The sequence below is a fragment of the Streptomyces sp. NPDC050564 genome (assembly GCF_044457265.1).
Classification (GTDB): Bacteria; Actinomycetota; Actinomycetes; order Streptomycetales; family Streptomycetaceae; genus Streptomyces.
In genome coordinates, this window is the sequence record NZ_JBITGS010000031.1 from 21489 (window position 1) to 47024 (window position 25536).

Annotated in this window: 22 protein-coding genes and 1 pseudogene; 14 read left to right on the forward strand and 9 right to left on the reverse strand. The window is 70.3% G+C overall.

What is annotated here, in order from left to right:
* The first annotated feature begins 22 nt into the window (after positions 1-22).
* Positions 23-1516, forward strand: a complete 1494-nt coding sequence (locus tag ACIBK0_RS37655; protein WP_399090066.1) for a CoA-acylating methylmalonate-semialdehyde dehydrogenase — start codon at positions 23-25, stop codon at positions 1514-1516.
* Between the two features lie 92 nt (positions 1517-1608).
* Positions 1609-2409, forward strand: a complete 801-nt coding sequence (locus ACIBK0_RS37660) for a GntR family transcriptional regulator (RefSeq protein WP_399090069.1) — start codon at positions 1609-1611, stop codon at positions 2407-2409.
* Positions 2410-2467: 58 nt separating this feature from the next.
* Here the strand turns inward: ACIBK0_RS37660 and ACIBK0_RS37665 are convergent, their stop codons facing one another.
* A complete protein-coding gene (locus tag ACIBK0_RS37665) occupies positions 2468-3925 on the reverse strand; it encodes an alginate lyase family protein (protein ID WP_399090305.1) in 1458 nt (485 codons plus the stop codon).
* Positions 3926-4233: 308 nt separating this feature from the next.
* On the reverse strand, positions 4234-5388 hold the full coding sequence (locus tag ACIBK0_RS37670) for a Gfo/Idh/MocA family protein (RefSeq protein ID WP_399090072.1): 1155 nt from the start codon (positions 5386-5388) through the stop codon (positions 4234-4236).
* A 112-nt stretch (positions 5389-5500) separates the two neighbouring features.
* On the opposite strand from ACIBK0_RS37670, the gene ACIBK0_RS37675 reads away from it, so the two are divergent.
* Positions 5501-6556 carry a LacI family DNA-binding transcriptional regulator gene (locus ACIBK0_RS37675; RefSeq protein WP_399090075.1) on the forward strand — a complete coding sequence of 352 codons (1056 nt, stop codon included), beginning with the start codon at positions 5501-5503 and terminating at the stop codon, positions 6554-6556.
* 28 nt (positions 6557-6584) lie between these two features.
* On the forward strand, positions 6585-6737 hold the full coding sequence (locus ACIBK0_RS37680) for a hypothetical protein (protein WP_399090078.1): 153 nt from the start codon (positions 6585-6587) through the stop codon (positions 6735-6737).
* 14 nt (positions 6738-6751) lie between these two features.
* Here ACIBK0_RS37680 and ACIBK0_RS37685 read toward each other — a convergent pair whose 3' ends face one another.
* From ACIBK0_RS37685 to ACIBK0_RS37695, 3 genes are all read right to left on the reverse strand, one after another.
* Positions 6752-7306 (reverse strand): TetR/AcrR family transcriptional regulator, encoded by a 555-nt coding sequence (locus tag ACIBK0_RS37685; protein WP_399090081.1) that lies wholly within the window; start codon positions 7304-7306, stop codon positions 6752-6754.
* Between the two features lie 5 nt (positions 7307-7311).
* Positions 7312-8007, reverse strand: a complete 696-nt coding sequence (locus ACIBK0_RS37690) for a type 1 glutamine amidotransferase domain-containing protein (protein WP_399090084.1) — start codon at positions 8005-8007, stop codon at positions 7312-7314.
* A gap of 248 nt (positions 8008-8255) precedes the next feature.
* On the reverse strand, positions 8256-8819 hold the full coding sequence (locus ACIBK0_RS37695) for a PadR family transcriptional regulator (protein WP_399090087.1): 564 nt from the start codon (positions 8817-8819) through the stop codon (positions 8256-8258).
* 82 nt (positions 8820-8901) lie between these two features.
* Here ACIBK0_RS37695 and ACIBK0_RS37700 point away from each other — a divergent pair, with 82 nt between their 5' ends.
* The 6 genes from ACIBK0_RS37700 (at position 8902) to ACIBK0_RS37725 (ending at position 16042) form a co-directional block, all read left to right on the forward strand.
* Positions 8902-9303 (forward strand): nuclear transport factor 2 family protein, encoded by a 402-nt coding sequence (locus ACIBK0_RS37700; RefSeq protein WP_399090308.1) that lies wholly within the window; start codon positions 8902-8904, stop codon positions 9301-9303.
* A 57-nt stretch (positions 9304-9360) separates the two neighbouring features.
* On the forward strand, positions 9361-9762 hold the full coding sequence (locus tag ACIBK0_RS37705; RefSeq protein ID WP_399090090.1) for a ferredoxin: 402 nt from the start codon (positions 9361-9363) through the stop codon (positions 9760-9762).
* Between the two features lie 117 nt (positions 9763-9879).
* The gene (locus tag ACIBK0_RS37710; protein ID WP_399090093.1) at positions 9880-11058 is read left to right on the forward strand and encodes an acyl-CoA dehydrogenase family protein; all 1179 of its coding nucleotides are present in this window, start codon (positions 9880-9882) and stop codon (positions 11056-11058) included.
* Positions 11059-11127: 69 nt separating this feature from the next.
* Positions 11128-11925, forward strand: a complete 798-nt coding sequence (locus ACIBK0_RS37715) for an oxygenase MpaB family protein (protein ID WP_399090311.1) — start codon at positions 11128-11130, stop codon at positions 11923-11925.
* A gap of 65 nt (positions 11926-11990) precedes the next feature.
* Complete coding sequence (locus tag ACIBK0_RS37720) at positions 11991-14270, forward strand: tetratricopeptide repeat protein (protein ID WP_399090096.1); 2280 nt, start codon at positions 11991-11993, stop codon at positions 14268-14270.
* 215 nt (positions 14271-14485) lie between these two features.
* Complete coding sequence (locus tag ACIBK0_RS37725) at positions 14486-16042, forward strand: phytoene desaturase family protein (protein WP_399090099.1); 1557 nt, start codon at positions 14486-14488, stop codon at positions 16040-16042.
* Positions 16043-16243: 201 nt separating this feature from the next.
* Here ACIBK0_RS37725 and ACIBK0_RS37730 read toward each other — a convergent pair whose 3' ends face one another.
* Positions 16244-18028, reverse strand: a complete 1785-nt coding sequence (locus ACIBK0_RS37730; RefSeq protein ID WP_399090102.1) for a serine hydrolase — start codon at positions 18026-18028, stop codon at positions 16244-16246.
* Positions 18029-18199: 171 nt separating this feature from the next.
* Here ACIBK0_RS37730 and ACIBK0_RS37735 point away from each other — a divergent pair, with 171 nt between their 5' ends.
* Together ACIBK0_RS37735 and ACIBK0_RS37740 are read left to right on the forward strand one after the other, a co-directional pair.
* Entirely contained in the window at positions 18200-19312 is a 1113-nt protein-coding gene (locus ACIBK0_RS37735; protein WP_399090105.1) for an NAD(P)H-dependent flavin oxidoreductase, read from the forward strand.
* On the forward strand, positions 19309-20859 hold the full coding sequence (locus ACIBK0_RS37740; RefSeq protein WP_399090108.1) for an acyl-CoA synthetase: 1551 nt from the start codon (positions 19309-19311) through the stop codon (positions 20857-20859). The genes ACIBK0_RS37735 and ACIBK0_RS37740 overlap by 4 nt, the downstream gene beginning before the upstream one ends.
* Positions 20860-21099: 240 nt before the next feature.
* On the opposite strand, the pseudogene ACIBK0_RS37745 reads toward ACIBK0_RS37740, so the two are convergent.
* Positions 21100-21565: pseudogene (locus ACIBK0_RS37745) on the reverse strand (penicillin acylase family protein); the annotation flags it as partial.
* Positions 21566-21608: 43 nt separating this feature from the next.
* Here ACIBK0_RS37745 and ACIBK0_RS37750 point away from each other — a divergent pair.
* Positions 21609-23156, forward strand: coding sequence for an acyl-CoA synthetase (locus ACIBK0_RS37750; RefSeq protein ID WP_399090111.1), 1548 nt, complete (start codon positions 21609-21611; stop codon positions 23154-23156).
* 62 nt (positions 23157-23218) lie between these two features.
* Here ACIBK0_RS37750 and ACIBK0_RS37755 read toward each other — a convergent pair whose 3' ends face one another.
* Positions 23219-23446, reverse strand: a complete 228-nt coding sequence (locus ACIBK0_RS37755; RefSeq protein ID WP_399090114.1) for a hypothetical protein — start codon at positions 23444-23446, stop codon at positions 23219-23221.
* A gap of 19 nt (positions 23447-23465) precedes the next feature.
* A complete protein-coding gene (gene paaK, locus ACIBK0_RS37760) occupies positions 23466-24770 on the reverse strand; it encodes a phenylacetate--CoA ligase PaaK (protein ID WP_399090117.1) in 1305 nt (434 codons plus the stop codon).
* A gap of 150 nt (positions 24771-24920) precedes the next feature.
* Here paaK and ACIBK0_RS37765 point away from each other — a divergent pair, with 150 nt between their 5' ends.
* Positions 24921-25508: a DinB family protein gene (locus tag ACIBK0_RS37765; RefSeq protein ID WP_399090120.1), complete on the forward strand. Its 588-nt coding sequence runs from the start codon at positions 24921-24923 to the stop codon at positions 25506-25508.
* The last annotated feature ends 28 nt before the right edge of the window (positions 25509-25536 follow it).

The window sequence follows — 25536 nt, forward strand, 5'->3', positions numbered from 1 at the left end:
GCCCACGAAAGGCCCCCGCACCATGAAGACCATCACCCACTGGATCTGCGGGAAGCCCGTCGAGTCCGCCTCCGGACGCTTCGGCCCGGTCTACAACCCGGCCACCGGAGCCCAGGAGAAGCAGGTCGGCTTCGCCTCGGCCGACGAGGTGGACACCGCCGTCGCCACCGCGAAGGCCGCCTTCGAGAGCTGGGGGAGCACCTCACTCGCCAAGCGCACGGCGATCCTGTTCAAGTACCGCGAACTGCTGGACGCCCACCGCGACGAGATCGCCGAGCTGATCACCGCCGAGCACGGCAAGGTCCACTCCGACGCGCTCGGCGAGGTCGCCCGCGGCATGGAGATCGTCGAGCTGGCCTGCGGCATCTCCGAGAAGCTCAAGGGCGAGCTGTCCACGCAGGTCTCGACCCGGGTGGACGTCGCCTCGATCCGCCAGCCGCTGGGCGTCGTCGCCGGCATCACGCCGTTCAACTTCCCGGCCATGGTGCCGATGTGGATGTTCCCGCTCGCCATCGCCTGCGGCAACACCTTCGTGCTCAAGCCGAGCGAGAAGGACCCGTCGGCCTCCTTCCGGCTGGCGGAGTTGGCCTCCGAGGCCGGGCTGCCGGACGGCGTGCTGAACATCGTGCAGGGCGACAAGGTCGCCGTGGACCGCCTCCTGGAGAACCCGGACGTCGTCGCGGTCTCCTTCGTCGGCTCCACGCCCATCGCCAAGTACATCCAGCTCAAGGGCGTCGAGCACGACAAGCGTGTCCAGGCCCTGGGCGGTGCCAAGAACCACATGCTCGTCCTGCCCGACGCCGACCTGGACTTCGCCGCCGACCAGGCCATCAACGCCGCGTACGGCTCGGCCGGTGAGCGGTGCATGGCGGTGTCCGTCGTGGTCGCGGTCGGCGACACCGGTGACGAGCTGGTCGGCAAGATCGCCGAGCGCGCGAAGGGACTGAAGATCGGACCGGGCCATGACCCCGCCTCCGAGATGGGTCCGCTCATCACTCGCGAGCACCGCGACAAGGTGGCCTCGTACGTGGCGAGCGCGGCGGCCCAGGGGGCCGAGGTCGTCGTCGACGGCACCGGCTACGTGGTCGCGGGCCACGAGGACGGCTTCTTCCTCGGCGTCTCGCTGCTCGACAAGGTGCCGGTGACGGCGGACGCGTACCGGGACGAGATCTTCGGCCCGGTCCTGTGCGTCGTGCGTGCCGACACCTACGACGACGCCATCGAGCTCATCAACAGCTCCCGTTGGGGCAACGGCACCGCGATCTTCACCCGGGACGGCGGCGCCGCCCGCCGCTTCCAGCTGGAGGTCCAGGCCGGCATGGTCGGCATCAACGTGCCGATCCCGGTGCCCGTCGGCTACCACTCCTTCGGCGGCTGGAAGGACTCCCTCTTCGGCGACCTGCACATCTACGGCAACGACGGCATCGCCTTCTACACCCAGGGCAAGGTGATCACCACCCGGTGGCCCGATCCGGCCGACGGAGGCATCAACCTCGGCTTCCCCAGCCACTCCTGAGCCGTTTCCGGACTCAAGCGGCGGCCGGTGCGGGAACGGACCCGCAGCCTTTTGCACCGGCCGCCTTCAGGACCGAACGTCAGGACGATGCGATGGCAAGGGTTTCCACTCACCGGACCGCCGGATCCATACGAGCGAGCGCCGCCGCCGCACTCGCCGGCATCGACTTCGGGCTCGACCGGAGCAGCCCCGTCCCGCTCTACTACCAGCTCGCTCAACAGCTGGAGTCCGCGATCCAGCGCGACGTGCTGAGCCCCGGGAGCCTGCTCGGCAACGAGGTCGAGCTCGCGGGGCGGCTCGGCCTGTCCCGCCCCACCGTCCGCCAGGCCATCCAGACCCTGGTCGACAAGGGGCTCCTGGTCCGCCGCCGCGGCGTGGGCACCCAGGTGGTGCACAGCCAGGTCAAACGTCCACTGGAACTGAGCAGCCTCTACGACGACTTGGAGACCGCCGGACAGAGCCCCACGACCCAGGTGCTGCACAACGAGGTCGAGTCCGCCTCCCCGGAGGTCGCGGCGGCGCTGGGCATCGCCGAGGGCAGCGGTGTGCACCGCGTGGACCGACTGCGCCTCACCCATGGCCAGCCCGTCGCGGCGCTGTGCAACTACATCCCGGAGGGACTGCTGGACGTCGACACCGCCCGACTGGAGTCGACCGGCCTGTACCGCATGATGCGCGCTGCCGGCATCACCCTGCACAGCGCCCGCCAGTCCGTGGGAGCCCGCTCGGCTACACAGGAGGAGGCCGAGCGGCTGCACGAACCCGCGGGCGCCGCCCTGCTCACCATGCGGCGTACGGCCTACGACGACACCGGCCGCGCGGTCGAGTACGGCACCCACATCTACCGCGCCTCGCGGTACGCCTTCGAGTTCCAGCTGCTCGTCCGTTTGTGAGGCGGTGCGTGCACGGACTCGCGTCTACGCGGTCCTACGCCCGGTACCGGACCGCTCGTCACTGTTCGGCGTCGCGACGGGCCCGGCCGCGGCGGCGCAGCAGAAGCAGACCGCCCGCGAGAGCGGCGACTCCGGTGGCGGCGGTCCAGGCGGGGAGATCCGAGGAGCCGGTGGCAGCCAGGTCGCCGCTCTTCCCGCCGAGCGGGCTCGTGCCGGAGGAGGGGGTGGCGGCGCCCGGCTCGGTGGAACCGGCGGTGGACTCCGATGCGCCGGATCCGGCGGTGGACGGTGTCGGCGACGCCGACACCTCGGCCGCGGTGGCCCGGGCACGGGTGAACGCCAGGGTGCCGAAGCCGAGTTGGTCGTAGCCCCCGCTGTTGGGGCCGTAGTCCCCACCGCCGCCCTCGGGCGAGAACCGGGCCGCGATGCGCGTGAGGTACTGCGCGTCCAGCCCTCGGCGCTTGGTGTAGTGGTTGGCGATCATGGCCCAGATCGGCCGGGCCATGGCCGGGTCGACGGCCGCCGCCGCGGACGCGGTCTCCGTGCCCGACCAGATGCCGGGCGCGCCCTTCCTCCGGGTGTACGGGGTGTAGGGCACGTCTGCGCCCATGCTCCACTTGGCCACGTACTGGGCGCCCTTGAGGAAGCGGCTGTCGTCGTAGCCGTACAGATCGATGCCCTGGTTCCAGGCCATCTCGCAGATGGTGCCCATCAGACCGACGCCCAGCAGGGCATGGCCCTGGTCGCGGCCGGCCTCGGCCCACTCGGCGAGGCCGTCGGAGTACACGACCGGGATGGCGTTCTTGATGGAGCCCATTCCTTCGCCGTGCTTGAAGTACGCGACGGCCCGGTCGACCTTGGCGCGGTCGTCGCACAGGATGCCGATGGCGAGGACGGAGGCGATGTTCGTCAGGTCCCAGTTGGCCCAGTAGTTGGTGATGTAGGCGCCGTTGTGGCCGGCCAGGAAGTCCTCGCTCAGCGGGTGGAAGACGTTGAGCATCATCTTCTGGAAGCGGGCCAGTTCGAAGCCGTCGTGGTCGCGGATGAGCTCGGCGGCGTTGGCGAACTGGTAGCCGTAGAGCCCCGAGGCGAGGAACCGGTCGGCGCTGCCGTCGAGTCCGGTCAGCTTGGCCGACCAGGCGTTGAGGATGTCGCGGGCGGTGTCGGCGTGCGCGGTGTCCCCGGTGACGTGCCAGCGCAGGGCGTTCTGGTAGGCGGCGTGGATGTCGTTGTAGAGCGTGGCGTAGTTCTCGGGTGTGCCCGAGCCGCGGTAGACGGTCGCCTGGGGGTTGGCCGTCCAGGTGCTCTGCGCATGCCGGTTGGCCGTCAACCTGGCGAAACCCGCCGTGTAGGGCTGAGCCCCGGCCTTCACCTTGGCCGCCATGCGGGCCAGGTCGGCCCCGGTGTGCAACAGGCCTGGATGCGCGAAGACACCGCCCGCCGCCGACGCCGGAGCTGTCGTGACGGCAGCGCCGGCTCCGGCGGCGCCCGCGGCCGCACCGGCGATCTTCAGCATGTTCCGGCGACTGATCTGTGCTGTCACTGACGTGGTTCCTTCGCGCTCGGTGCCTGGGATGCCTACGCACAGGAGACGCCGTGGAACGCGGCCGATAACAGAAAGTCGGGGCGACTGCGGGGGACCCTGCGGACCTGGCCGGAGGGCACGGAGCGATCGGTACCGGAAGCTGCGCTCTGCAGGGGCCGCGCGGTGCGTGATCAGCGTCCTTCGGGCTCGTCGCGTTCCACCCGAGACGCCGGCTCGGCGCTGGTGAGCCGGCGGGCGCCGTTGATCGGACCGATCCGACCGTACGATCCCGGCGTCGTTCAGGCCGGTGACACCCACGTACCCCGCTCGGCGGAGCGTGACATGGCATCCAGCGCGGCCGCGCTGTGAACCGCGTCAACCAGCGTCGCGCCGTAGGGGGTGTTGTCAGCAATGGACCGCAGGAAATGGTGGGCCTCGATGACCTTGAGGTCGTCGTAGCCCATGCCGTTCGCTGAGCCCGGTTGGAACGCGGCGTACTCTCCGTCCCCTGGGCCGACGTACACGGTGCTCACGGGCTGGTCCTGGTACGACGTACCCCGGCTGACCCCCAGTTCGCCCATCCGCCGGAAGTCCCAGAACACCGCGCCCTTCGTGCCGTGCACCTCGAAGCCGTAGTTGTTCTGTTCGCCGACGGAGACGCGGCAGGCCTCCAGCACGCCCCGCGCGCCGGAGGCGAAGCGCAGCAGGCAGTTGACGTAGTCCTCGTTCTCCACCGGGCCCACTTCACCGCCGGCCGCGCGCGTGTGGCCGGCGGTCGCGCCCGTCGGGCGGGCCCGCTCCGGCAGGAAGATCGCGGTGTCCGCGGTCAGCGCCTCGATCTCGCCGAGCAGGAAGCGCGCCAGATCGACGCCGTGCGATGCCAGGTCGCCCAGGACGCCGCTGCCGCCCCGCTCTCGCTCATAGCGCCAGGTCAGCGCGGACTCCGGATGCGCCGCGTAGTCGCTGAACAGCCGGATGCGGGCATGGGTGACGGTGCCGAGCTCGCCGGAGGCGATCAGTTCGCGGGCGGCGGCCACGGCGGGCGCGTTGCGGTAGTTGAAGCCGACCGTGCCCTGGACCCCGGCCTTGGTCACCGCGCCCGACACCGCGCGGGCGTCCTCGGCGGTCAGGCCCACCGGCTTCTCGATCCAGATGTGCTTGCCGGCCTCGGCCATCGCGGTGCCGATCTCGCGGTGCAGGAAATTCGGAGCGGCGATGCTCACTGCCTGGACGCGCGGGTCGGCGGCGACCTCACGCCAATCCCGGGCCGCGGTGGCGAAGCCGTACTGGGCCGCGGCCTTCTCGGCGCGGCCGGGCACCTCGTCGGCGACGGCGAGCAGTTCGGGTCGCAGGGGGAGCTGCGGGAAGTGGTGCGGCACGCGGGCGTACGCCTGGGTGTGCACCCGCCCCATCCAGCCGAACCCCACGACGGCAACGCCGAGCGTACGCACCATGACTGCCCCTCTTTGGACCGGTCCAATAACTTCTCGGCCTCACCCTGAACGCCGTTGTGGGAGGTGTCAAGGCCTTTGACAAGCTCACCCAGCATATGGAACGGTCCAGACTATGAGAGCACCGACGATTCGCGACGTCGCCGAACGGGCCGGAGTGTCGAAGTCGCTGGTCTCCCTCGTACTGCGCGGCTCCGACCAGGTCCGTGACGAGAAGCGACAGGCCGTGCTGGCCGCCGTCGAGGAGCTCGGCTACCGGCCCAACGCCGCCGCGCGCAGCCTCAGCGAGCGGCGTACCCGCACGGTCGGAGTGCTCCTCAACGACATGCGCAACCCCTGGTTCGTGGAGCTGCTCGACGGTCTGAACTCCCGGCTGCACGACTCGGGTCTGCACATGCTGCTCGCCGACGGCCACCTCAACCGGCGCCTCGGTGAAGACCTCACCCGTACCTTCATGGACCTGGGGGTCGACGGGCTGATCGCCGTCGGCACGCTGCCGGTCTCCGAGGCGCTGCGTACGGCGGCCGGGCAGATTCCCACCGTGGTCGCCGGCGCCCGGGAGCCCGTGCTGCCCGGCGTGGACATCGTCGCGGGCGACGACGAGCACGGTGCACGCCTCGCCACCGAGCACCTCATCAGCCTGGGCCACCGGCGGATCGCCCACATCGCGGGCCAGGGCATGGTCGGTGAGCTGCGCCGCCGCGGCTTCGAGGCGGTCATGCGCGAGCACGGACTGGCCGAGGCGGCGATCGTGGAGCAGGGCGACCTGACCGAGGAGGGCGGCTACCGCGCCACGGTCCGGCTGCTCAGTGTTTCTGAACGGCCCACCGCCGTCTTCGCGTTCAACGACATCGCCTGTGTGGGCGCCCTGTCGGCCGCCGAGGAACTCGGTCTCCAGGTGCCGCGCGATCTCTCCCTCGTCGGCTACGACAACACGTACCTCTCACGCCTGCGGCACCTGTGGCTCACCACCGTGGACAACGCCAGCCACGACGTCGGCCGCCGCGCCGCCCAGCGCCTTCTCGCCCGGATCGAGGACCCCGCCCGCCCGGGCGAGGTCGTCCTCACTGCCCCGGCCCTGGAAGTCCGCGGGACGACGGCGCCACCGCGCGGTCAGGCCGGGGCCGGTGCCGGAAGGGCGGTGGCGCGGGCGGTGAGGGACACCGATTGAACTCCAACGTCTGTGCGCTGAACGGGACATGGCCGTCGCGCCGGTCAGCCACGAATTCCATCTGATCGCCGCCCACACCGACACCGTGCACCTGCTGGAGGACGGCAGGCCGGTCCGCCACGGTCCCACCGCGGAACTGATCCCGTCCTGGATAGAACCGGACCGAGTCGGACCCGGCTAGTGCCGCGACAGACACTAGATCGAGGCGGGGCCCAGCAACCCGGTCAACAGCGCGTCCGTCGCCGGGGCGAGCAAATGCCTGCCGTCGGGCGCGGACTCCAGGCCGACGACCAGGGCCAAGCAGATGTCGGCGGCCTCCGCGGGCTCGACGCCGGCCCGGGGGTCCGCCTCGGCGAAGAGGGCGATCAGGAGGCGGCGCAGGTCGCCGGTGAAGGTGTGGCAGATGTCGCCGAACAACCGGGCCTTCTCGTCGAGGAGTTCGGCTGTGTGTGGCGAGTCGCCGGCCAGTTGCAGCACCAGGCCGAGCTTGGCGGCGAGGACACCCCGCACGCGCTCGGCGGGCGGGGCGTCCTCAGCGGCCGCCTGCCGGGCCCGGTCGAGCGCCTGCTCGTGCAGGCGTCCGGCGAGGCGGCGGAAGACGTCGTCCTTGCTGCGGACGTACTGGTAGACCGCTGACCGGGACACGCCCATGGCGGAGGCGATGTCGTCCATCGTCGTGCGCCGTACGCCGTACCGGGTGAGGCAGTCGTAGGCGGCGTCGAGGACCTCGTCGAGCCGGTCGGCGGCCATGGGGGTCAGCCCAGCTTCTTGAGCAGCTCGGCCGCGAGCGGGGTGGAGGAGGACGGGTTCTGGCCGGTGACCAGGTTGCGGTCGACGACCACCTTGGGCGCCCACGGCTCGCCCTCCTGGAAGTCGACGCCCGCCTCGACCAGCCGGTCCTGGAGCAGCCACTTGGCCTTGTCGGCGAGACCCGCCTGGGTCTCCTCGGCGTTGGTGAAGGCGGAGACCCGGTAGCCCGCGAAGGCGTTGCCGCCGTCCTCGCGGGTGGCGGCGAGCAGCGCGGCCGGGGCGTGGCACACCACGCCGAGCGGCTTGCCCGAGTCGAGCGCGAGGGTGAGGAGCCGGCCCGAGTCGGCGTTGACCGCGAGGTCCTCCATGGGGCCGTGGCCGCCGGGGTAGAAGACGGCCGCGTAGTCGTCCAGGTCCACGTCCTCCAGCTTGATCGGCTGCTGGAGTTCGACCATCGAGGCGAGGGCGTTCGCGACCCGGTCGGCGCCTTCCTGACCGCCGTTCACCTCCGGCGCCAGGCTGCCCCTGTCCACGGTCGGCACGACGCCGCCCGGCGTGGCGACGACGACCTCGTGGCCGGCGGCCTTGAAGGCCTCGTGCGGGGCGACGGCCTCCTCGGCCCAGAAGCCGGTCGGGTGCCGGGTGCCGTCGGCGAGCGTCCAGTAGTCGACGCCGGTCATCACGAAAAGGATCTTCGACATGGTGTGTCTCTCCGAGGGTGCGGGCCCTGACGGACCTGGGGGAGTGGTCTTGGCCGTACGCCTTCGTGAACCGGCGTGGGCCGTCGAACGCCCTGACGTTTCGCGCTCAGATCGTCAGGGCGGCGATGTCCTCGACGGTATGCGGGTCGGGCATAGGTGACCAATAGGGAAGCCGTTTGCAGGTATAGGACTTCCAATGGCTCTCTCCGGGTTGGGGGGCGACACTCGAGGAGCCCGGAGGGGCGGAACTATCGCGGTACGGAGGCGCGCTGCTCCAGGATCCGCAGGGCCTGCTCGGCCCAACGGATGTTCTCCCGCTCGTAGGCACGGCCCCCCATCAGCGTGAGGTACGGGCCGACGCGCTCGGCGCCGGCCAGGTACTCGTCCTCGGTGTGTCCGTCGAGGAGCCGGGCGCGGATCCGGTCGTAGTGGGCCAGCTTGCCGCGAGCCCACTCCAGTCGCTCGGTGATCGCCGCCCGTACGGCCTCCTCATCCCCCTCGTCGACGGCGTAGACCTTGACCATCAACTCATCGCGGATGGCCGCGGGTTTCGACGGCTCCGCGGTGAACGCGCGCAGGGTGTCGTGACCCGCCTCCGTCAGGGAGAACACCCGCTTGTTCGGCCGGCGTTCCTGTTGGACGAGCCGGGCCTCGATGAGCCCCTCGGACTCCATCCGGTCCAGCTCGCGATACAACTGCTGCGGAGTCGCCATCCAGAAGTTGGCCACCGACGCGTCGAACCCCTTGGCCAGGTCGTACCCCGACGCCTCGCCCTCCAGAAGCGCGGCCAGGACCGCGTTGCGCAATGCCATGCCTCAAGGCTAGACGGCACACACCCCCGCGACTAATCTGATCCGCACCTAATCAATTAGTTGAGTATAAGAGGTGAGCGTAATGCATTCCTTCCGCAAGGCCGTGGAGGCGGGAGACTTCGGCGCGATCGAGGAGATGCTGGCCGACGACGTCGTGTTCACCAGCCCCGTCGCCTTCAAGCCCTACCCGGGCAAGGCGATCACCGCGGCCATCCTGCGCGGTGTCTCCCGCGTCTTCACCGACTTCCGGTACGTCCGCGAGATCGCCGGTACCGACGGCAGGGACCACGCGCTGCTCTTCGAGGCGAAGGTGGGCGACAAGGAGATCAACGGCTGCGACTTCCTGCACTTCGACGAGGACGGCAGGATCGACGACTTCATGGTCATGGTCCGTCCGCTGACGGCCGCCAAGGCGCTCTCCGAGGCGATGGGGGCGCAGTTCGAGCGGATCTCGCGAGAGGTGGCGGAGGCGTCGGGCGCGTAGGCAACGCCCCTGTGGCGCTCCGGGTTTGACGCGATTCTCCCCGGCTACCCGCGCGTTGTGACATCGACGACATCCGAGCAATCCCAGCGACACCAGCAATCCGAGCGGGAGTCCATCCGGTTCCTGGAGGACCGCTTCGCCTGCGCCCAGGCCTGCACCGAGTGCGCGCGGGCGTGCGCGCTGCGCGCGAGCGTGATGGATCCGGACGGGCCGCGGGAACAGGAACTCCTGCGCCGCAAGGGCGTCATGTGCGCGGAGGTGTGCGACGCGACCTGCCTCGTACTGTCCGAACAGATCCACCAGGACGAGAACGGCATCCGCGCTCAGGTGGAGTGGTGCCGCACCGTCTGCCTGGAGTGCGCGCAGGCCTTCGACGGGTACGTCGGCGCGGAGGACGGAGCGAAGGCCTGCCACGAATGCGCCCAGGCGTGCACGGATTTCCTCGCCACCCTGCGCTGAGGAGAGTGCGTGGGGAAGTCCGGTCCCGGTCGTGGAACGCGCATCGCCATTCCCAATTTCTGAAACGCGTTCTACGGTGTGCGCCGTCAGGTCGGCCTTGGGGAGCCAGGAGGCGCCGTGCATCTCGAATACACGCCGGAGCAGCAGCGGTTGCGCACCGAACTACGCGGCTACTTCGCCCGGTTGGTGCCGGACAACGCCTACGCCCGCTACGCGGACCCGGCCGCGCAGAAGCGCTTCTACCGCGAGACCATCCGCCGCCTCGGCAGCGACGGCTGGCTCGGCGTGGGCTGGCCCAAGGAGTACGGCGGGCGCGGGCTGAGCCCCATGGAGCAGTTCATCTTCTTCGACGAGGCGGCCCAGGCGGGGGTGCCGCTGCCGCTGATGGCGCTGAACACCGTCGGTCCCACGATCATGCAGTTCGGCACGGAGGAGCAGAAGGCGTACTTCCTGCCGAAGATCCTCTCCGGCGAGATCGACTTCGCGATCGGCTACAGCGAGCCCGACGCGGGCACGGACCTGGCCGCGCTCAAGACCAAGGCGGTACGGGACGGCGACGAGTACGTCGTGAACGGGCAGAAGATCTGGACGACGAACGGCGACACCGCCGACTGGGTGTGGCTCGCCGTGCGCACCGACCCGGACGCCCCGCCCCACAAGGGCATCACCATGCTGCTGGTGCCGACCTCCGACCCCGGCTACTCGTGCACGATCATCAACACCCTCGCCTCGCACGACACCACCGCGAGCTACTACGAGAACATCCGCGTCCCCGTCGCGCGCCGGGTCGGCGAGGAGAACAAGGGCTGGCGGCTGATCACCAACCAGCTCAACCATGAACGCGTCACACTCGCCGCCCACGGCACCATGGCGATCCGCGCCCTGCACGACGTCCAGCGCTGGGCCATGGAGACCAAGCTCGCCGACGGCCGTCGCGTCGTCGACCTCCCGTGGGTGCGCCGCCGCCTGGCCCAGATCCACACCAGGCTCGACGCCATGAAGCTCCTCAACTGGCAGATGGTGAACGCCGTCCAGGAAGGCACCCTCACCCCGCAGGACGCCTCCGCCGTCAAGGTGTACGGCTCCGAGGCGCGCCGCGACGCCTACGCCTGGCTCATGGAGATTGCCGCCGCACCCGGTGTTCTCAAGGAGGGGTCCGCCGGCGCGGTCCTGCACGGCGAACTGGAACGCGGCTACCGATCGGCGGTGATCTTCACATTCGGCGGCGGAAACAACGAGATCCAGCGCGAAATCATCTCGTGGATCGGTCTGGGGATGCCGCGGGTCCGGCATTAGCCTGCTGGTGTGGAGGCCTTTCCGGCGGGTGACCCGGGGCTCTTCGGGCCCTCCTCGGTGACCTGGCAGATGCACGGCGACCCGATGATGTGGGTCGCCGGGATCCGTGCGCTCTATCTCCAGGCCCTGCATCCGCGCACGGTGCGCGGGGTCATACAGAACTCGGACTTCCGGCGTGATGCCTGGGGCCGGTTGATGCGGACCGCGAACTTCGTCGGGACGACGACGTACGGCACCGGCGAAGCCGCCGAGAAGGCGGGCGCGCGGGTACGGAAGATCCATACGATGCTCGAGGCCACCGACCCGGACACCGGGGAGCGGTACCGGATCGACGAACCCGAGCTGCTGCTGTGGGTGCACTGCGCGGAGATCGACTCCTATCTGCACGTGCTGCGCCGGTCAGGGTTCCGTCTCACGGACGCGCAGGCCGACCGCTACATTGGTGAACACCGCGTCAGCGCCCGGCTGGTGGGCCTTGACCCGGCCGACGCACCGGCGAATCAGGCGGAGTTGGCGGCCTACTTCGAGAAGGTGCTGCCGGAACTGGCGGCGGGGCCCGAGGCGCGCGAGGTGGACGACTTCCTGATGCGTCCGCCGACCCACCCGTTGCTCCTCCCGGCGCGCGCACTGCTGTGGCGGCGCGTGGCGCATCTGGCGTACGCCTCTCTGCCGCCGTACGCCCACGCGTTGTACGGCAGGGCGGCCCCGCCGACCGCCGCGGTGACACGGCGCCTGCGTGTCACGGGCACCTTGCTGCGCTGTATTCCCGCACGTCTGCGCTGGCAACTCCCGCCCAAACACATTGTGCGCGCCATGTCACGGCTCGGCCCCGGCTCGCGCCCTGCGCCATACAAAGTCGGCAGATAGGTCGCCATACTGGACGGGCCGGGGGAGGGCGCGGGGCTGAGCAGCGACGGGGGCGATCGCACGAGATGGCGGAGACCAGGCTGATCCAGAGCCGGTACCGACTGCTCGATCTGATCGGGCGTGGCGGCATGGGCGAGGTGTGGCGGGCGCGCGACGAGTCGCTGGGCCGGCAGGTGGCGGTCAAGTGCCTCAAGCCGCTCGGCCCGCACCACGATCAGTCCTTCACCCGTGTTCTGCGGGAGAGGTTTCGGCGCGAGGCCCGGGTGGCCGCCGCCCTCCAGCACCGCGGGGTGACCGTCGTGCACGACTTCGGCGAGGCCGACGGCGTGCTGTATCTGGTGATGGAGCTGCTGGAAGGCCGCAATCTGAGTCAGCTCCTGGAGGACAACAAACAGCATCCGTTGCCGGTCGCCGATGTCGTCGAGATCGGCGACCAGGTCGCCGCCGCGCTCGCGTACACCCATCAACAGGGCATTGTGCACCGGGACCTGAAGCCCGCGAACATCATGCGACTCGCCGACGGCACGGTGAAGATCTGCGACTTCGGGATCGCCCGGCTCGGCCACGACATCGGCTTCACGGCACGGCTGACCGGCACCGGAATCGCGATGGGCACCCCGCACTACATGTCGCCGGAGCAGATCAGCGGCGCCCATGTCGACCAGCGCAGCGACCTGTACTCCTTCGGATGTGTGCTCTACGAAATCGCCACCGGGGCCCCGCCGTTCGACCTCGACGACGCCTGGGCCGTCCTCGTCGGCCACCGCGACACGCCGCCCGCACCGCCCCGCAGCCACCGGGCCGAACTCCCCGAGTACGTCGAGAAGATCATCCTGGACCTGCTCGCCAAACGGCCCGAACAGCGCCCGCAGGACGCACGTGAACTCGGCCGCCGTATCAGTGCGGGCCGCACCACCCCGGTGTACGTGCCAACCGTCGTGACCCCGGCCCTGCGGCGCCCCGCCGCGGAGCAGGGTCCCTTGGCGCCCTCGGCGCAGTCCCGCCCCGAACAGCCGCCGTCCCGCGAACCCCGGCTTCCGTCCTGGACTCGGGGTATGACCACCGGCCACAAGGCGACCGGCGCCGGCCTGCGCACCACGCCGCCGGACGCGGCCGCGGGCCTCACCGGAGAGTGGATCGCCCGCCCTTCCACGGCCCTCGCACGCGAGTCCGTGCGAAGCGAACGGCCCACCCCCTCACCGGAGTTGATCACCACGTTGGCGGGGCGGCACAACGCCGGTCTGAGCCTGGGGCGGCTCGGTCGCTGGACCGAGGCGGGCGAGGTGCACCGCGCGGTCGCCGCCGAACGGGAACACGCCCTCGGGCCCGACCACCCGGACACCCTCGCCAGCCGCTACGAGGTCGGCTTCACGCTCAGCCGCACCGGACGGCCCGCCGAGGCGCTGCGCGAGTACGCCCATGTCGCCCGGGGCAGGGAGCGGGTGCTCGGCGCCGATCATCCCGACACGCTGGCCGCCAGACAGGAAATGGCGTACGTACTGGGCCAGTTGGGCCGTCACTTCGAGGCGCATCAGACCTATACGTCCGTGCTCGGTGCCCGGGAGCGCGCGATGGGACCCGACCATCCCGACACCCTGCGCTGCCGCCACAACCTCGCTTTCAACCTGAGCAGGCTCGGGCGTCTGGAGGACTCGTACCGGATGGCGAGCGAGGTCGCCGCCGCCCGCGCCCGGGTGCTCGGCCCGGCCCACCCCGACACGCTCGTCACCCGGTACGAAGTCGCCTACGCGCTCGGCCAGTTGGGGCGCTGGCCCGAGGCCCTGCACACCTATCAGGAGGTTGCCGAGGCCCGTGCGCAGGCGCTGGGCCCGGACCACCCGGACACGCTCGCCGCCCGCTACGAGGTCGGCATCAGCCTCGGCCGGCTCGGCCGCAGCGCGCAGGCGCTGGAGCTGTACCGCGACCTGATCGACGACCGCACCCGGGTGCACGGCCCCGCGCACCCCGAAACGCTGCGCGCCCGGCACGGCCTCGGGGTGAACCTCGGCCGCATGGGCCGCTGGGAAGAGGCCCTCGCCGAGTCCCGCGACGTCTGCGCCATCCGCGAGCGCGTCCTCGGCGCCGACCACCCGGACACCCTCGTCAGCCGCCGCGAGATCGCCGTCGGCCTCGGCTGGCTCGGCCGCTGGGCCGACGCGCTCATCGAGTACCGCCGCGTCGCCACCGCCCGCGAGCGGGTCCTCGGCGCCGATCATCCCGACGCCCTCGCCAGCCGGAACGACGAGGCCCACTGCCTGGAGCAGCTGGGTCGTGGCCAGGAGGCTGTCGAGCTGTATCGGCGGGTGGCGGCGTTGCGGCAGCAGCGGGCGGCCGGGGGACATTGAGCGGGGGATGGGGTTTCGCGCGCTCCGCCCCGCCCGTTCCGCATCTGGAGGCTTCGCCCCCAGGCCCCCGTCGGCCCGCACGGCCTCGTCCGCAAACGCCGGACGGGCTGGAATTCGCCGACCCCGGCCGGTAGGCGCGGACGCGCCCCATACGGCCGCCCGCCGCCTGCCGCGCACCCCTGGCCGACGTAGATCATCACGTGCTACGAAGAACCATGCCTGCACACGAGGGATACGACGCCGTGATCGTCGGCGGGGGCCACAACGGACTGGTCGCCGCCGCCTACCTGGCCCGGGCCGGCCGGTCCGTACTGGTGTTGGAGCGACTGGGGACCACCGGGGGCGCCGCCGTGTCCACCCGGCCGTTCGCCGGGGTCAACGCGCGCCTGTCGCGCTACTCGTACCTGGTGAGCCTGCTGCCCCGGAAGATCGTCCGGGATCTGAGCCTCGACTTCCGGGTCCGTGGGCGCACCGTCTCGTCGTACACGCCCGTCGAGCGCGACGGCCGGCCCACCGGACTGCTCGTCGGCGGCGGCGAGCGGCGCACCCGTGAGGCGTTCTCCCGGCTGACCGGCTCGGACCGCGAGTACGAAGCCTGGCAGCGCTTCTACGGGATGACCGGCCGTGTCGCCCAGCGGGTGTTCCCGACGCTCATCGAGCCGCTCCCGACGCGCGACGAGCTGCGCGGCCGCGTCGATGACGAGGACGCCTGGCGGATGCTCTTCGAGGAGCCGGTCGGCACCGCCGTCGAGGAGTACTTCGCCGATGATCTCGTACGCGGGGTCGTCCTGACGGACGCCCTCATCGGGACCTTCGCCGACGCCCACGACTCCTCGCTGCGGCAGAACCGCTGCTTCCTCTACCACGTGATCGGTGGCGGCACCGGCGCCTGGGACGTGCCGGTCGGCGGCATGGGCGCTCTCACCGACGCGATCGCCGCGGCGGCGCGCAGCGCGGGCGCCGTCATCGCCACCGGCCACGAGGTGCTGCGGATCGAGACGGACGGCGAGGCCGCCGAGGTCACCTACCGGACCGCGGACGGGGAAGGCGTCGTCGCGGCCCGGCACGTCCTCGTCAACGCCTCGCCGCAGGAGCTCGCGCACCTCACCGGCGACGAGCCGCCCACCCCCGCCGAGGGCGCGCAGCTCAAGGTGAACATGCTGCTCAAGCGGCTGCCGAGGCTGCGCGACACCTCCGTCGACCCGCGCGAGGCGTTCTCCGGGACCTTCCACATCGCCGAGGGCTACGAACAGTTGGCGCAAGCCCACGCCCAGGCCGCGTCCGGGGAGCTGCCCACCGCGCCGCCTTCCGAGATCTACTGCCACTCGCTCACCGACCCGAGCATCCTGGGCCAGGACCTGGTCGAGCAGGGCTACCAGACCCTCACCCTCTTCGGCCTGCACACACCCGCCCGGCTGTTCGAGCGCGACAACGACGCCGTACGGGAAGAGCTGCTGAAGTCGACCCTGGCGCAGCTGGACGCCCATCTGGCCGAACCGCTCGCCGACTGCCTCGCGACCGATGCGGACGGCCGCCCGTGCATCGAGGCGAAGACCCCGCTCGACCTGGAGCGCGACCTGCGGTTGCCCGGCGGCAACATCTTCCACCGCGACCTCGCCTTCCCGTACGCGCAGGAGGGGACGGGCCGCTGGGGCGTCGAGACCCGGCACGCGAACGTGCTGCTGTGCGGGGCGGGAGCGGTACGAGGCGGCGGGGTGAGCGGGGTGCCCGGCCACAACGCGGCGATGGCCGTACTGGAGGACAAGGCCTAGTGCCGCGTCAGCCAAGGTTTGCCCGGGGCGAACCGTGGCTGACGCGGCACTAGCGGCCTTCGACCTCGCGGTGCGGCCGCTCGAAGGTGACGAGGGCGACGCCGCCACCGACGACCCTGGAATCGGTCAGAGGACGCAGGCGCACGTCCGCGAACTCGCCCTCGCGGGAGGGCCGGACGGCGGCGACCCCCCTTCGCGCCTTCAGTCCCGGGACGCCGCCCAGCCCACCGACTCGATCCGCGCCGCGTCGGCGGGCCGTGCCTCGTCGAAGGCGACCCGGTCCCCGGCCTCGACCCGCAGCCCGTCGACGTACACGCCACGGCCGACGTACAGCCGATCGGTCGTGTACCGCCAGCGCAGCGCGAGCCGCGGCGCCCGGGGCAGATCCGCAGTGAGCCGGTGCCATTCCCGCCCCGACCAGCCGGTGGCCGTACCGGCCGGGTGTTCCTCCCGGTCCTCGCCCGGCAGCACCGTTGTGAAGGGGACCGGTTGCCAGGTCGTCGCGTCATCGGTCGAGGCTTCCAGGAAGAGGAGGTCCGACTGGGGTTCGGTGTCCCACCACAGAGCGCAGTGCATGCGCGCGGGGCCCGCCGTGGTGTCGAGCGCGGGCAGCGTCAGTGTCGCCGTCGCCGCGCTCGCCATTGAGGAGAACCAGGACGTACGGCCGCGCGCGGGACGCACCGGTACGGCCCGCGCCAGATTGTTCGCGGTGGCGACCCGGGGAGCGGAGCCGGATCGCCAACCGCGCACCGGATGGACGGAGTTGCCGAGGACGATCAGGAAGGAGTCGGTCGTCGGGTCGAGGACGAGCGAGGTGCCGGTGAAGCCGGTGTGGCCCGCGGTGCGCGGCGTGGCCATCGCGCCCATGTACCAGTGCTGGTAGAGCTCGAAGCCGAGGCCGTGCTCGTCGCCGGGGAAGGAGGTGTTGAAGTCGGTGAACATCAGGTCCACCGTCTCCGGTTTCAGGATGCGCGCTTTGCCGTACGCGCCGCCGTTCAGCAGCGTACGGCCGAGGATCGCGAGATCCCACGCGCAGGAGAAGACGCCCGCGTGGCCCGCCACCCCGCCCAGGGAGTACGCGTTCTCGTCGTGCACCTCGCCCCACACGAGTCCGCGGTTCAGCCCCGACCAGGGCAGCCGGGCGTCCTCGGTGGCGGCGATCTTCGGCTTCCAAGAGGCGGGCGGGTTGTAGCAGGTGCGGCGCATGCCGAGCGGCGCGGTGATCTCGTCGTGGAGGAGTGTGTCGAGGCTGCGGCCGGTGATCTTCTCCAGGACCAGCTGGAGCGAGATCAGATTCAGATCCGAGTAGAGGTACTTGGTGCCGGGCGGGTTGAGCGGTGCCTCGTCCCAGATGAGCTGGAGCTTTCCCTCCCGGGTCGGCGCGGTGTAGAGCGGGATCCAGGCGCGGAACCCCGAGGTGTGGGTGAGGAGTTGACGGATCGTGATGTCCTGTTTGCCGCCGCCGGCGAACTCCGGGAGGTACGAGGCGACCGTGGCCTCCAGCTCCAGGGCGCCGCGCTCCATCTGCTGCACGGCGAGGATCGAGGTGAACAGCTTCGAGACGGAGGCGAGGTCGTAGACGGTGTCCTCGGCGGCCGCGATCTGCTGGTCGGCCGGGAACTCGATGCCGGTGTCCGTCTTCTCGTCGTACGCCGAGTAGCGCACCGCCATGCCGATCGGCTGATGCAGGGCCACGGTACCGCCGCGTCCGGCGAGGAGCACGGCGCCCGCGTACCAGGGGTGCTTGGGGGAGGGACCGAGGAACGCCTCGGCGTCGGCGACCAGTTGGCGCAGGTGCTCCGGCAGCAGGCCCGCTCGCTCGGGCGTACCGTGGCGCAGCGTCGGGCAGCCGGCCGCGTCCGACGCCTCCGCCGGGCCTGCCGGGAAGGGCGCGATGGCCAGGGCTCCGCCCACGGCCAGTACCCTTCGGCCCCATTGACGACGGGTCAGCCCGCCGTCCGCTCTGTCCTTCGCACCTTCGGTCATCGAGGAGCCTCCCGCCGCGCCGCCTGAAAGTATCTTTCCCGGTTCGCCTTGCGGAGTGAAACTTTCCTGTCAGGCGCTGGTGTGTCAAGACTCCCCCGGTGGCTTGAAGCAATCTGACGGAGCATCAGAAAACCCCTTCCCTCGTCCGGAGGACTGCGGCATCCTGCGGCCATGCAGACGGAGCTGAGCAAGAAACTGGGAGTCGAGCACGCCATCTTCGGCTTCACGCCGTTTCCCGCTGTCGCCGCGGCCATCAGCCGCGCGGGCGGATTCGGTGTGCTCGGCGCGGTCCGCTACACCGCACCCGAAGACCTCAAGCGCGACCTCGACTGGATCGAGGCGAACGTCGACGGCAGGCCCTACGGGCTGGATGTCGTGATGCCCGCCAAGAAGGTCGAAGGCGTCACGGAAGCCGATGTCGAGGCGATGATCCCGGAGGGGCACCGGCAATACGTCAAGGACACCCTCGCGAAATACGGCGTGCCCGAACTCGCCGAGGGAGAGGCGTCCGGATGGCGGATCACGGGATGGATGGAGCAGGTCGCCCGGACCCAGCTCGACGTCGCCTTCGACTATCCGATCAAACTGCTCGCCAACGCGCTGGGCTCACCGCCCGTCGACGTGGTGGACCGCGCCCACGACAAGGGCGTACTGGTCGCCGCGCTCGCGGGCAGCGCCCGGCACGCGCGCAAGCACGCCGAGGCCGGCATCGACATCGTCGTCGCCCAGGGCTACGAGGCGGGCGGGCACACCGGGGAGATCGCCTCGATGGTGCTCACCCCCGAAGTCGTGGACGCCGTCGACCCGTTGCCCGTACTGGCGGCAGGGGGCATCGGCAGCGGACAGCAGGTGGCCGCCGCGCTCAGTCTCGGCGCCCAAGGTGTGTGGCTGGGCTCCCTATGGCTGACCGTCACCGAGGCCGAGATGCACTCACGTGCCGTGACGCGGAAGCTGCTCGCTGCGGGATCCGGCGACACCGTCCGCTCCCGCGCCCTGACGGGCAAGCCGGCGCGCCAGCTGCGCACCGAGTGGACCGACGCGTGGGACGACCCGAACGGACCCGGCACGCTCCCCATGCCGCTCCAGGGCCTGCTCGTGGCCGAGGCGCTCTCGCGCATCCAGAAGTACGAGGCGGAGCCACTGCTCGGTACTCCCGTCGGGCAGATCGTCGGCCGGATGAACAGCGAACGCAGTGTCCAGTCCGTCTTCGACGATCTGACGCGGGGCTTCGAACGGGCCGTCGATCGCATCATCCGCATCGCGGGAAGGAGCGCCCGGTCGTGAGCACACCGCCGAACGGTTTTTGGGCCCAGGCCGCCGCCGAGCCCGGGCGCATCGCGCTCATCACACCCGGAGGAGAGGAGTGGACTGCGGGCCGGCTGCACGCCGCGGCCAACCAACTCGTCCACGGACTGCGCGCCGCGGGCCTCGAACGAGGCGACGCCTTCGCGGTCGTCCTGCCCAATGGCGTCGAGTTCTTCGTCGCCTACCTCGCCGCCTCGCAGGCGGGCCTCTACCTCGTCCCCGTCAACCACCACCTCGTCGGCCCCGAGATCGCCTGGATCGTCTCCGACTCGGGTGCGAAGGTCCTCGTCGCCCACGAGCGGTTCGCGGACGCCGCCCGGCACGCCGCCGACGAGGCGAAGCTCCCGGCCACGCATCGCTACGCGGTCGGATCGGTCGAGGGCTTCCGACCGTACGCCGAACTCCTCGACGGGCAGCCCGAGTCGGCGCCCGCGGACCGGACCCTCGGCTGGGTCATGAACTACACCTCGGGTACCACGGGGCGCCCCCGCGGCATCCGGCGCCCGCTGCCCGGCAAGCTCCCCGAGGAGTCGTACCTCGGTGGCTTCCTGGGTATCTTCGGCATCAAGCCCTACGACGACAATGTGCACCTGGTCTGCTCGCCGCTCTACCACACCGCCGTGCTGCAATTCGCGGGCGCGTCCCTGCACATCGGCCATCGTCTGGTGCTGATGGACAAGTGGACGCCCGAGGAGATGCTTCGTGTCATCGACGTCCACAAGTGCACGCACACCCATATGGTCCCAACCCAGTTCCACCGTCTGCTGGCGCTTCCCGACGAGGTGAGGGCACGCTACGACGTGTCGTCCATGCGGCATGCCATCCACGGCGCCGCCCCGTGCCCGGACCATGTGAAACGAGCCATGATCGAGTGGTGGGGCCACAGTGTGGAGGAGTACTACGCGGCAAGTGAGGGCGGTGGCGCCTTCGCGACCGCCGGGGACTGGCTGAAGAAGCCCGGCACGGTCGGCAAGGCGTGGCCCATCAGCGAACTCGCCGTCTTCGACGACGACGGCAACCGGCTGCCGCCGGGTGAACTCGGCACCGTCTACATGAAGATGAGCACCGGCGGATTCTCCTACCACAAGGACGAGGCCAAGACGAACAAGAACCGCATCGGCGCCTTCTTCACCGTCGGAGACCTCGGCTACCTCGACGAGGACGGCTATCTCTTCCTTCGTGACCGCAAGATCGACATGATCATCTCGGGCGGGGTCAACATCTACCCGGCCGAGATCGAGGCCGCGCTGCTCACCCACCCCGCCGTCGCCGACGCCGCCGCCTTCGGTATCCCGCACGACGACTGGGGCGAGGAGGTCAAGGCCGTCGTCGAGCCCGCCCCCGGCCATGAACCGGGCCCGGCACTCGCCGCCGCCATCCTGGACCACTGCGAGCGACGGCTCGCCGGGTACAAGCGCCCCAAGAGCCTCGACTTCATCGAGGTCATGCCGCGCGATCCGAACGGGAAGCTGTACAAGCGGCGGCTGCGGGATCCGTACTGGGAGGGCCGCACACGGGCGGTGTGACACCGGCCCACTTCTGTGGTGGAGGTCATTCATGCCCTGCACCATTGAGACGGACTCGCCTGTTCCGATGCCGAAACGCCCCCGGGAGCCACCGGGCGCGACAAGTTCCCCCTCTCCGGCACAGAACACGCCACGAGAGGCGAATCGACGGCATCTACGCGGTTCTCAGCCCCGACAAGCTGGGCCACATGACGCTGTGAAATGTGGGGGCGCGGCGCCCGTACACCGCGCCTCCTGCGGTCAGCGGTGGTCGCTGACGTGGATCACCCGCAGCCCCGGAGAGGACATGATGTCCTTCTCGCAGAACCGTGACGTCACCCACCGCTCGCCCGAGAACAGCCGCGTCTGGTCGCTGTAGTGCGGCGAGTTCGGGTTCGACGACTGGGAGTACGTCAGGAGGGTGCGCGCCACCGGACGGCGGCTGCCGTCCCACCCGACCGGTCGAAGAGCAGCGCGCCCCGGCTGTCGGCGTTCATGCTGTGGTCCCATGCCCCCAGCACACCGCATGCCTCGGTCACGTCAACGGCCTTGCCATCACTGCCCGTTGCGGTGCCGCCCGGAGTGCGGCACACGCACGAGCCGTGTCGTCCGCGATGAGATCACCCGCGGGCACCCGGTTCGCGAACTGCTGCTCCACGTCGTCCCGGTGTCCTCCTCGATGTCGTCCCCACGCCGTCCCGGCGTCCTCCATGACCTGGTTCCTGCGTCCTGCTTGACCTCCCCGCGCCGCGGACCGAGGATCATGTGTCATGACGCCTGGACACGGGAGCACGGTTGACGGGGTGCTGCGGCGCAGCGCCCGGCGCACCCCGGCGCGCGTCGCGGTCGACTACCGCGAGCGCTCGTGGACCTACGCGGAACTCGACGAGGCCGTCTCCCGTGCCGCGAGCGTGCTCCTGGACCAGGGGCTCGCCCCCGGCGACCGGGTCGGCGCCTACGGCCACAACTCGGACGCGTACCTGATCGGCTTCCTCGCCTGCGCCCGCGCGGGACTGGTGCACGTGCCGGTCAACCAGAACCTGACCGGCGACGACCTCGCGTACATCGTCGACCAGTCCGGGAGCGCGTTGGTTCTGACCGACCCCGGACTGGCCGGTCAACTCCCGGACGGCGTACGTACGTTGCCGCTGCACGACGCCGACGACTCGCTGCTCGCCCGGCTGGACACGGCCCCTCCGTACGACGGCGCCGAGCCGCGCGGCGACACACTGGTGCAGTTGCTCTACACGTCGGGCACGACCGCCCTGCCCAAGGGCGCGATGATGACGCACCGCGCCCTGGTGCACGAGTACCTGAGCGCGATCACCGCCCTCGACCTGAGCGCGGGAGACCGGCCCGTGCACTCGCTGCCGCTGTACCACTCGGCACAGATGCACGTGTTCCTGCTCCCGTATCTCGCGGTCGGCGCGTCGAACGTCATCCTCGACTCGCCCGATGCCGACCAGCTCTTCGACCTGATCGAGGCCGACCGCGCCGACAGCCTCTTCGCCCCGCCCACCGTGTGGATCGGCCTGTCGAACCGTCCCGACTTCGCGACCCGCGACCTGAGCGGGCTGCGCAAGGCGTACTACGGCGCGTCGATCATGCCGGTGCCCGTCCTGGAGCGGCTCCGCGAAAGGCTGCCGAAGCTGGCCTTCTACAACTGCTTCGGCCAGAGCGAGATCGGCCCCCTGGCCACGGTCCTCGGACCCGACGAGCACAAGGGGCGGATGGACTCCTGCGGCCGCCCGGTCCTCTTCGTGGACGCTCGAGTGGTCGACGAGAACGGCAAGGACGTGCCGGACGGCACACCCGGTGAAGTCGTCTACCGCTCACCGCAGTTGTGCGAGGGCTACTGGGACAAGCCCGAGGAGACGGCCGAGGCCTTCCGCGACGGCTGGTTCCACTCCGGGGACCTCGCCGTGCGGGACGCCGACGGGTACTTCACCGTCGTCGACCGGGTGAAGGACGTCATCAACTCCGGTGGCGTACTGGTCGCTTCACGCCAGGTCGAGGACGCCTTCTACACACACGACCAGGTCGCCGAAGTGGCCGTGATCGGCCTCCCCGACGAGCGCTGGATCGAGGCCGTCACCGCCGTCGTCGTCCCCCGCGGCGAGGTCACCGAGGACGAACTCATCGCCCACGCCCGCGAGAAGCTCGCCCACTTCAAGGCGCCCAAGCGGGTCCTGTTCGTGGACGAACTGCCGCGCAATGCGAGCGGGAAGATCCTCAAGCGGGAGCTGCGGGACCGGTTCTCGGACAGGTCTCCGGACCCCTCTTCCCACTCCTCTTCGGGCTCTACTGCGGATATCTGAACAGCACGGTCGCGTAAGCGAGTCCGGGGCCCACCGCGAGCACGACACCCCAATTTCCCGGCTCAAAAGGGTCGGCCCGGTGTCACGCAGGCGTGCAGCACGGTGACGGAGGCCATGTTGCCGCAGTGGGCCGGCACGTTGCGCGCATGATGCAGCGCCGGCCCTTCGAGACCCGGTCCGAGGGCCATCGCGTCGAGCATCTTCGCGCTGCCGGCGTGGCAGACGCAGGTGGCGAAGTCCGGCACCTTCGGGCCGTACCTGGCGAGCAGTGTGTCGACCGGGCCCTTCACCGAGGCCGCCCTGCCGACCTCAACGCGGACGCAGATCCACGATCCGCTTGATCTTCCCCACCGACCGTTCGAGCGACTCCGGTTCGACGATCTCGACCGTGACGGAGACGCCGATGCCGTCCTTCACGGCCGCCGTGATGGCCTGTGCGGCCGCCTCGCGGAGCTCGGGAGTGGCGCCGGGCCGCGCTTCGGCCCGCACGGTGAGTGCGTCGAGGCGGCCCTCACGGGTCAGACGCAGTTGGAAGTGCGGCGCGACTCCCGGTGTGCGCAGCACGATCTCCTCGATCTGCGTCGGGAAGAGATTGACCCCCCGCAGGATCACCATGTCGTCGCTGCGGCCGGTGATCTTCTCCATCCGGCGGAAGACGCGTGCCGTGCCGGGCAGCAGGCGCGTCAGGTCCCGTGTCCGGTATCGGATGACGGGCATCGCCTCCTTGGTGAGGGAGGTGAAGACCAGCTCGCCCTCCTCGCCGTCCGGCAGCACCTCGCCGGTGATCGGGTCGACGATCTCCGGATAGAAGTGGTCCTCCCAGATGTGCAGCCCGTCCTTCGTCTCCACGCACTCCTGGGCGACACCCGGGCCGATCACCTCGGACAGGCCGTAGATGTCCACCGCGTCGATCGCGAACCGCTCCTCGATCTCTCGCCGCATCTCCTCGGTCCAGGGCTCGGCCCCGAATATCCCCACGCGCAGGGAAGTGCCGCGCGGGTCGACGCCCTGCCGCTCGAACTCGTCGAGCAGCGTCAGCATGTACGAGGGGGTCACCATGATGATCTCGGGCTTCAGATCCTGGATCAGCTGGACCTGACGGGCCGTCATGCCTCCGGAGGCGGGGATCACCGTACAGCCGAGCCGTTCGGCGCCGTAATGTGCGCCGAGCCCGCCGGTGAACAGCCCGTAGCCGTACGCCACATGGACCTTGTCACCCGTGCGCCCGCCCGCCGCACGGATCGAGCGGGCCACCATGTCGGCCCACATGGAAAGGTCGTTCTCCGTGTAGCCGACGACCGTGGGGCGGCCGGTCGTACCACTCGATGCGTGGATGCGCCGGATCCGGTCCTGGGGTACGGCGAACATTCCGTACGGGTAGTTCTCGCGCAGGTCGGCCTTGACCGTGAACGGGAATCGCGCCAGGTCGGCGAGCGCACGGCAGTCGTCCGGGCGCACCCCCGCCTTGTCGAACGACTCCCGGTAGAACGGCACGTTCTCGTACGCATGCCGCAGCGACGCCCGCAGCCGCTCCAACTGGAGTTCCCGCAGTCCGTCCGCGTCGAGCCGCTCTCCGGCGTCGAGCAGGTCCTTGGGGTCCGTGGATTCCGTCATAGGGACTTCTCCCTCACCAACCGCACCATTACGGGCGACCGATCATTCGGTCGCGCTGTTCGGGATCAGTAATTCAGGTGTCATGGCTCAGTGCAAGAGGTCGCCGGCAAACTTGGTGGACAAAGATCGGGTGAGCGGCAGACTGGCGCGATGACCGGATCAGATCCCAAGGCGGACCTCCACCTCTACCTGCAGGATGCGCGCGATGCCCTGCTGTGGAAGCTGGAGGGGCTGACCGAATACGACCTTCGCCGCCCCATGACCCCGACCGGTACCAATCTGCTGGGGCTGGTCAAGCACGCGGCCGGTGCCGAGGCGATGTACTTCGGCGCGACCTACGGGCGGCCGTTCGGCGGGCCGCCGCTCTGGATCGCGGGCGATGCCGAGCCGAACTCGGACCTGTGGGCGACGGCCGACGAGACGAGTGAGGAGATCGTCGCGCTGTATCGCCGGGCGTGCGCCCACTCGGACGTGACGATCGACTCGCTGCCGCTCGACGCGGTCGGGCGTGTGGCATGGGGGGAGCGGATGGAGGTGACGCTCCACCGAAGCCTCGTCCATATGATCGCCGAGACCGATCGGTACGCGGGGCACGCCGACATCGTCCGGGAACTCATCGACGGTGTCGCGGGACTGCGGAAGGGCGGCGACAACATGGCGCCCGGGGACTCGGCGTGGTGGGAGAACCATCGCGACCGGCTGGAGCGGCTGGCCGAGGAAGCCGGGCGACGCGGGTAGCTCGGGAGGCCCCCGACCGGTGCCAGGC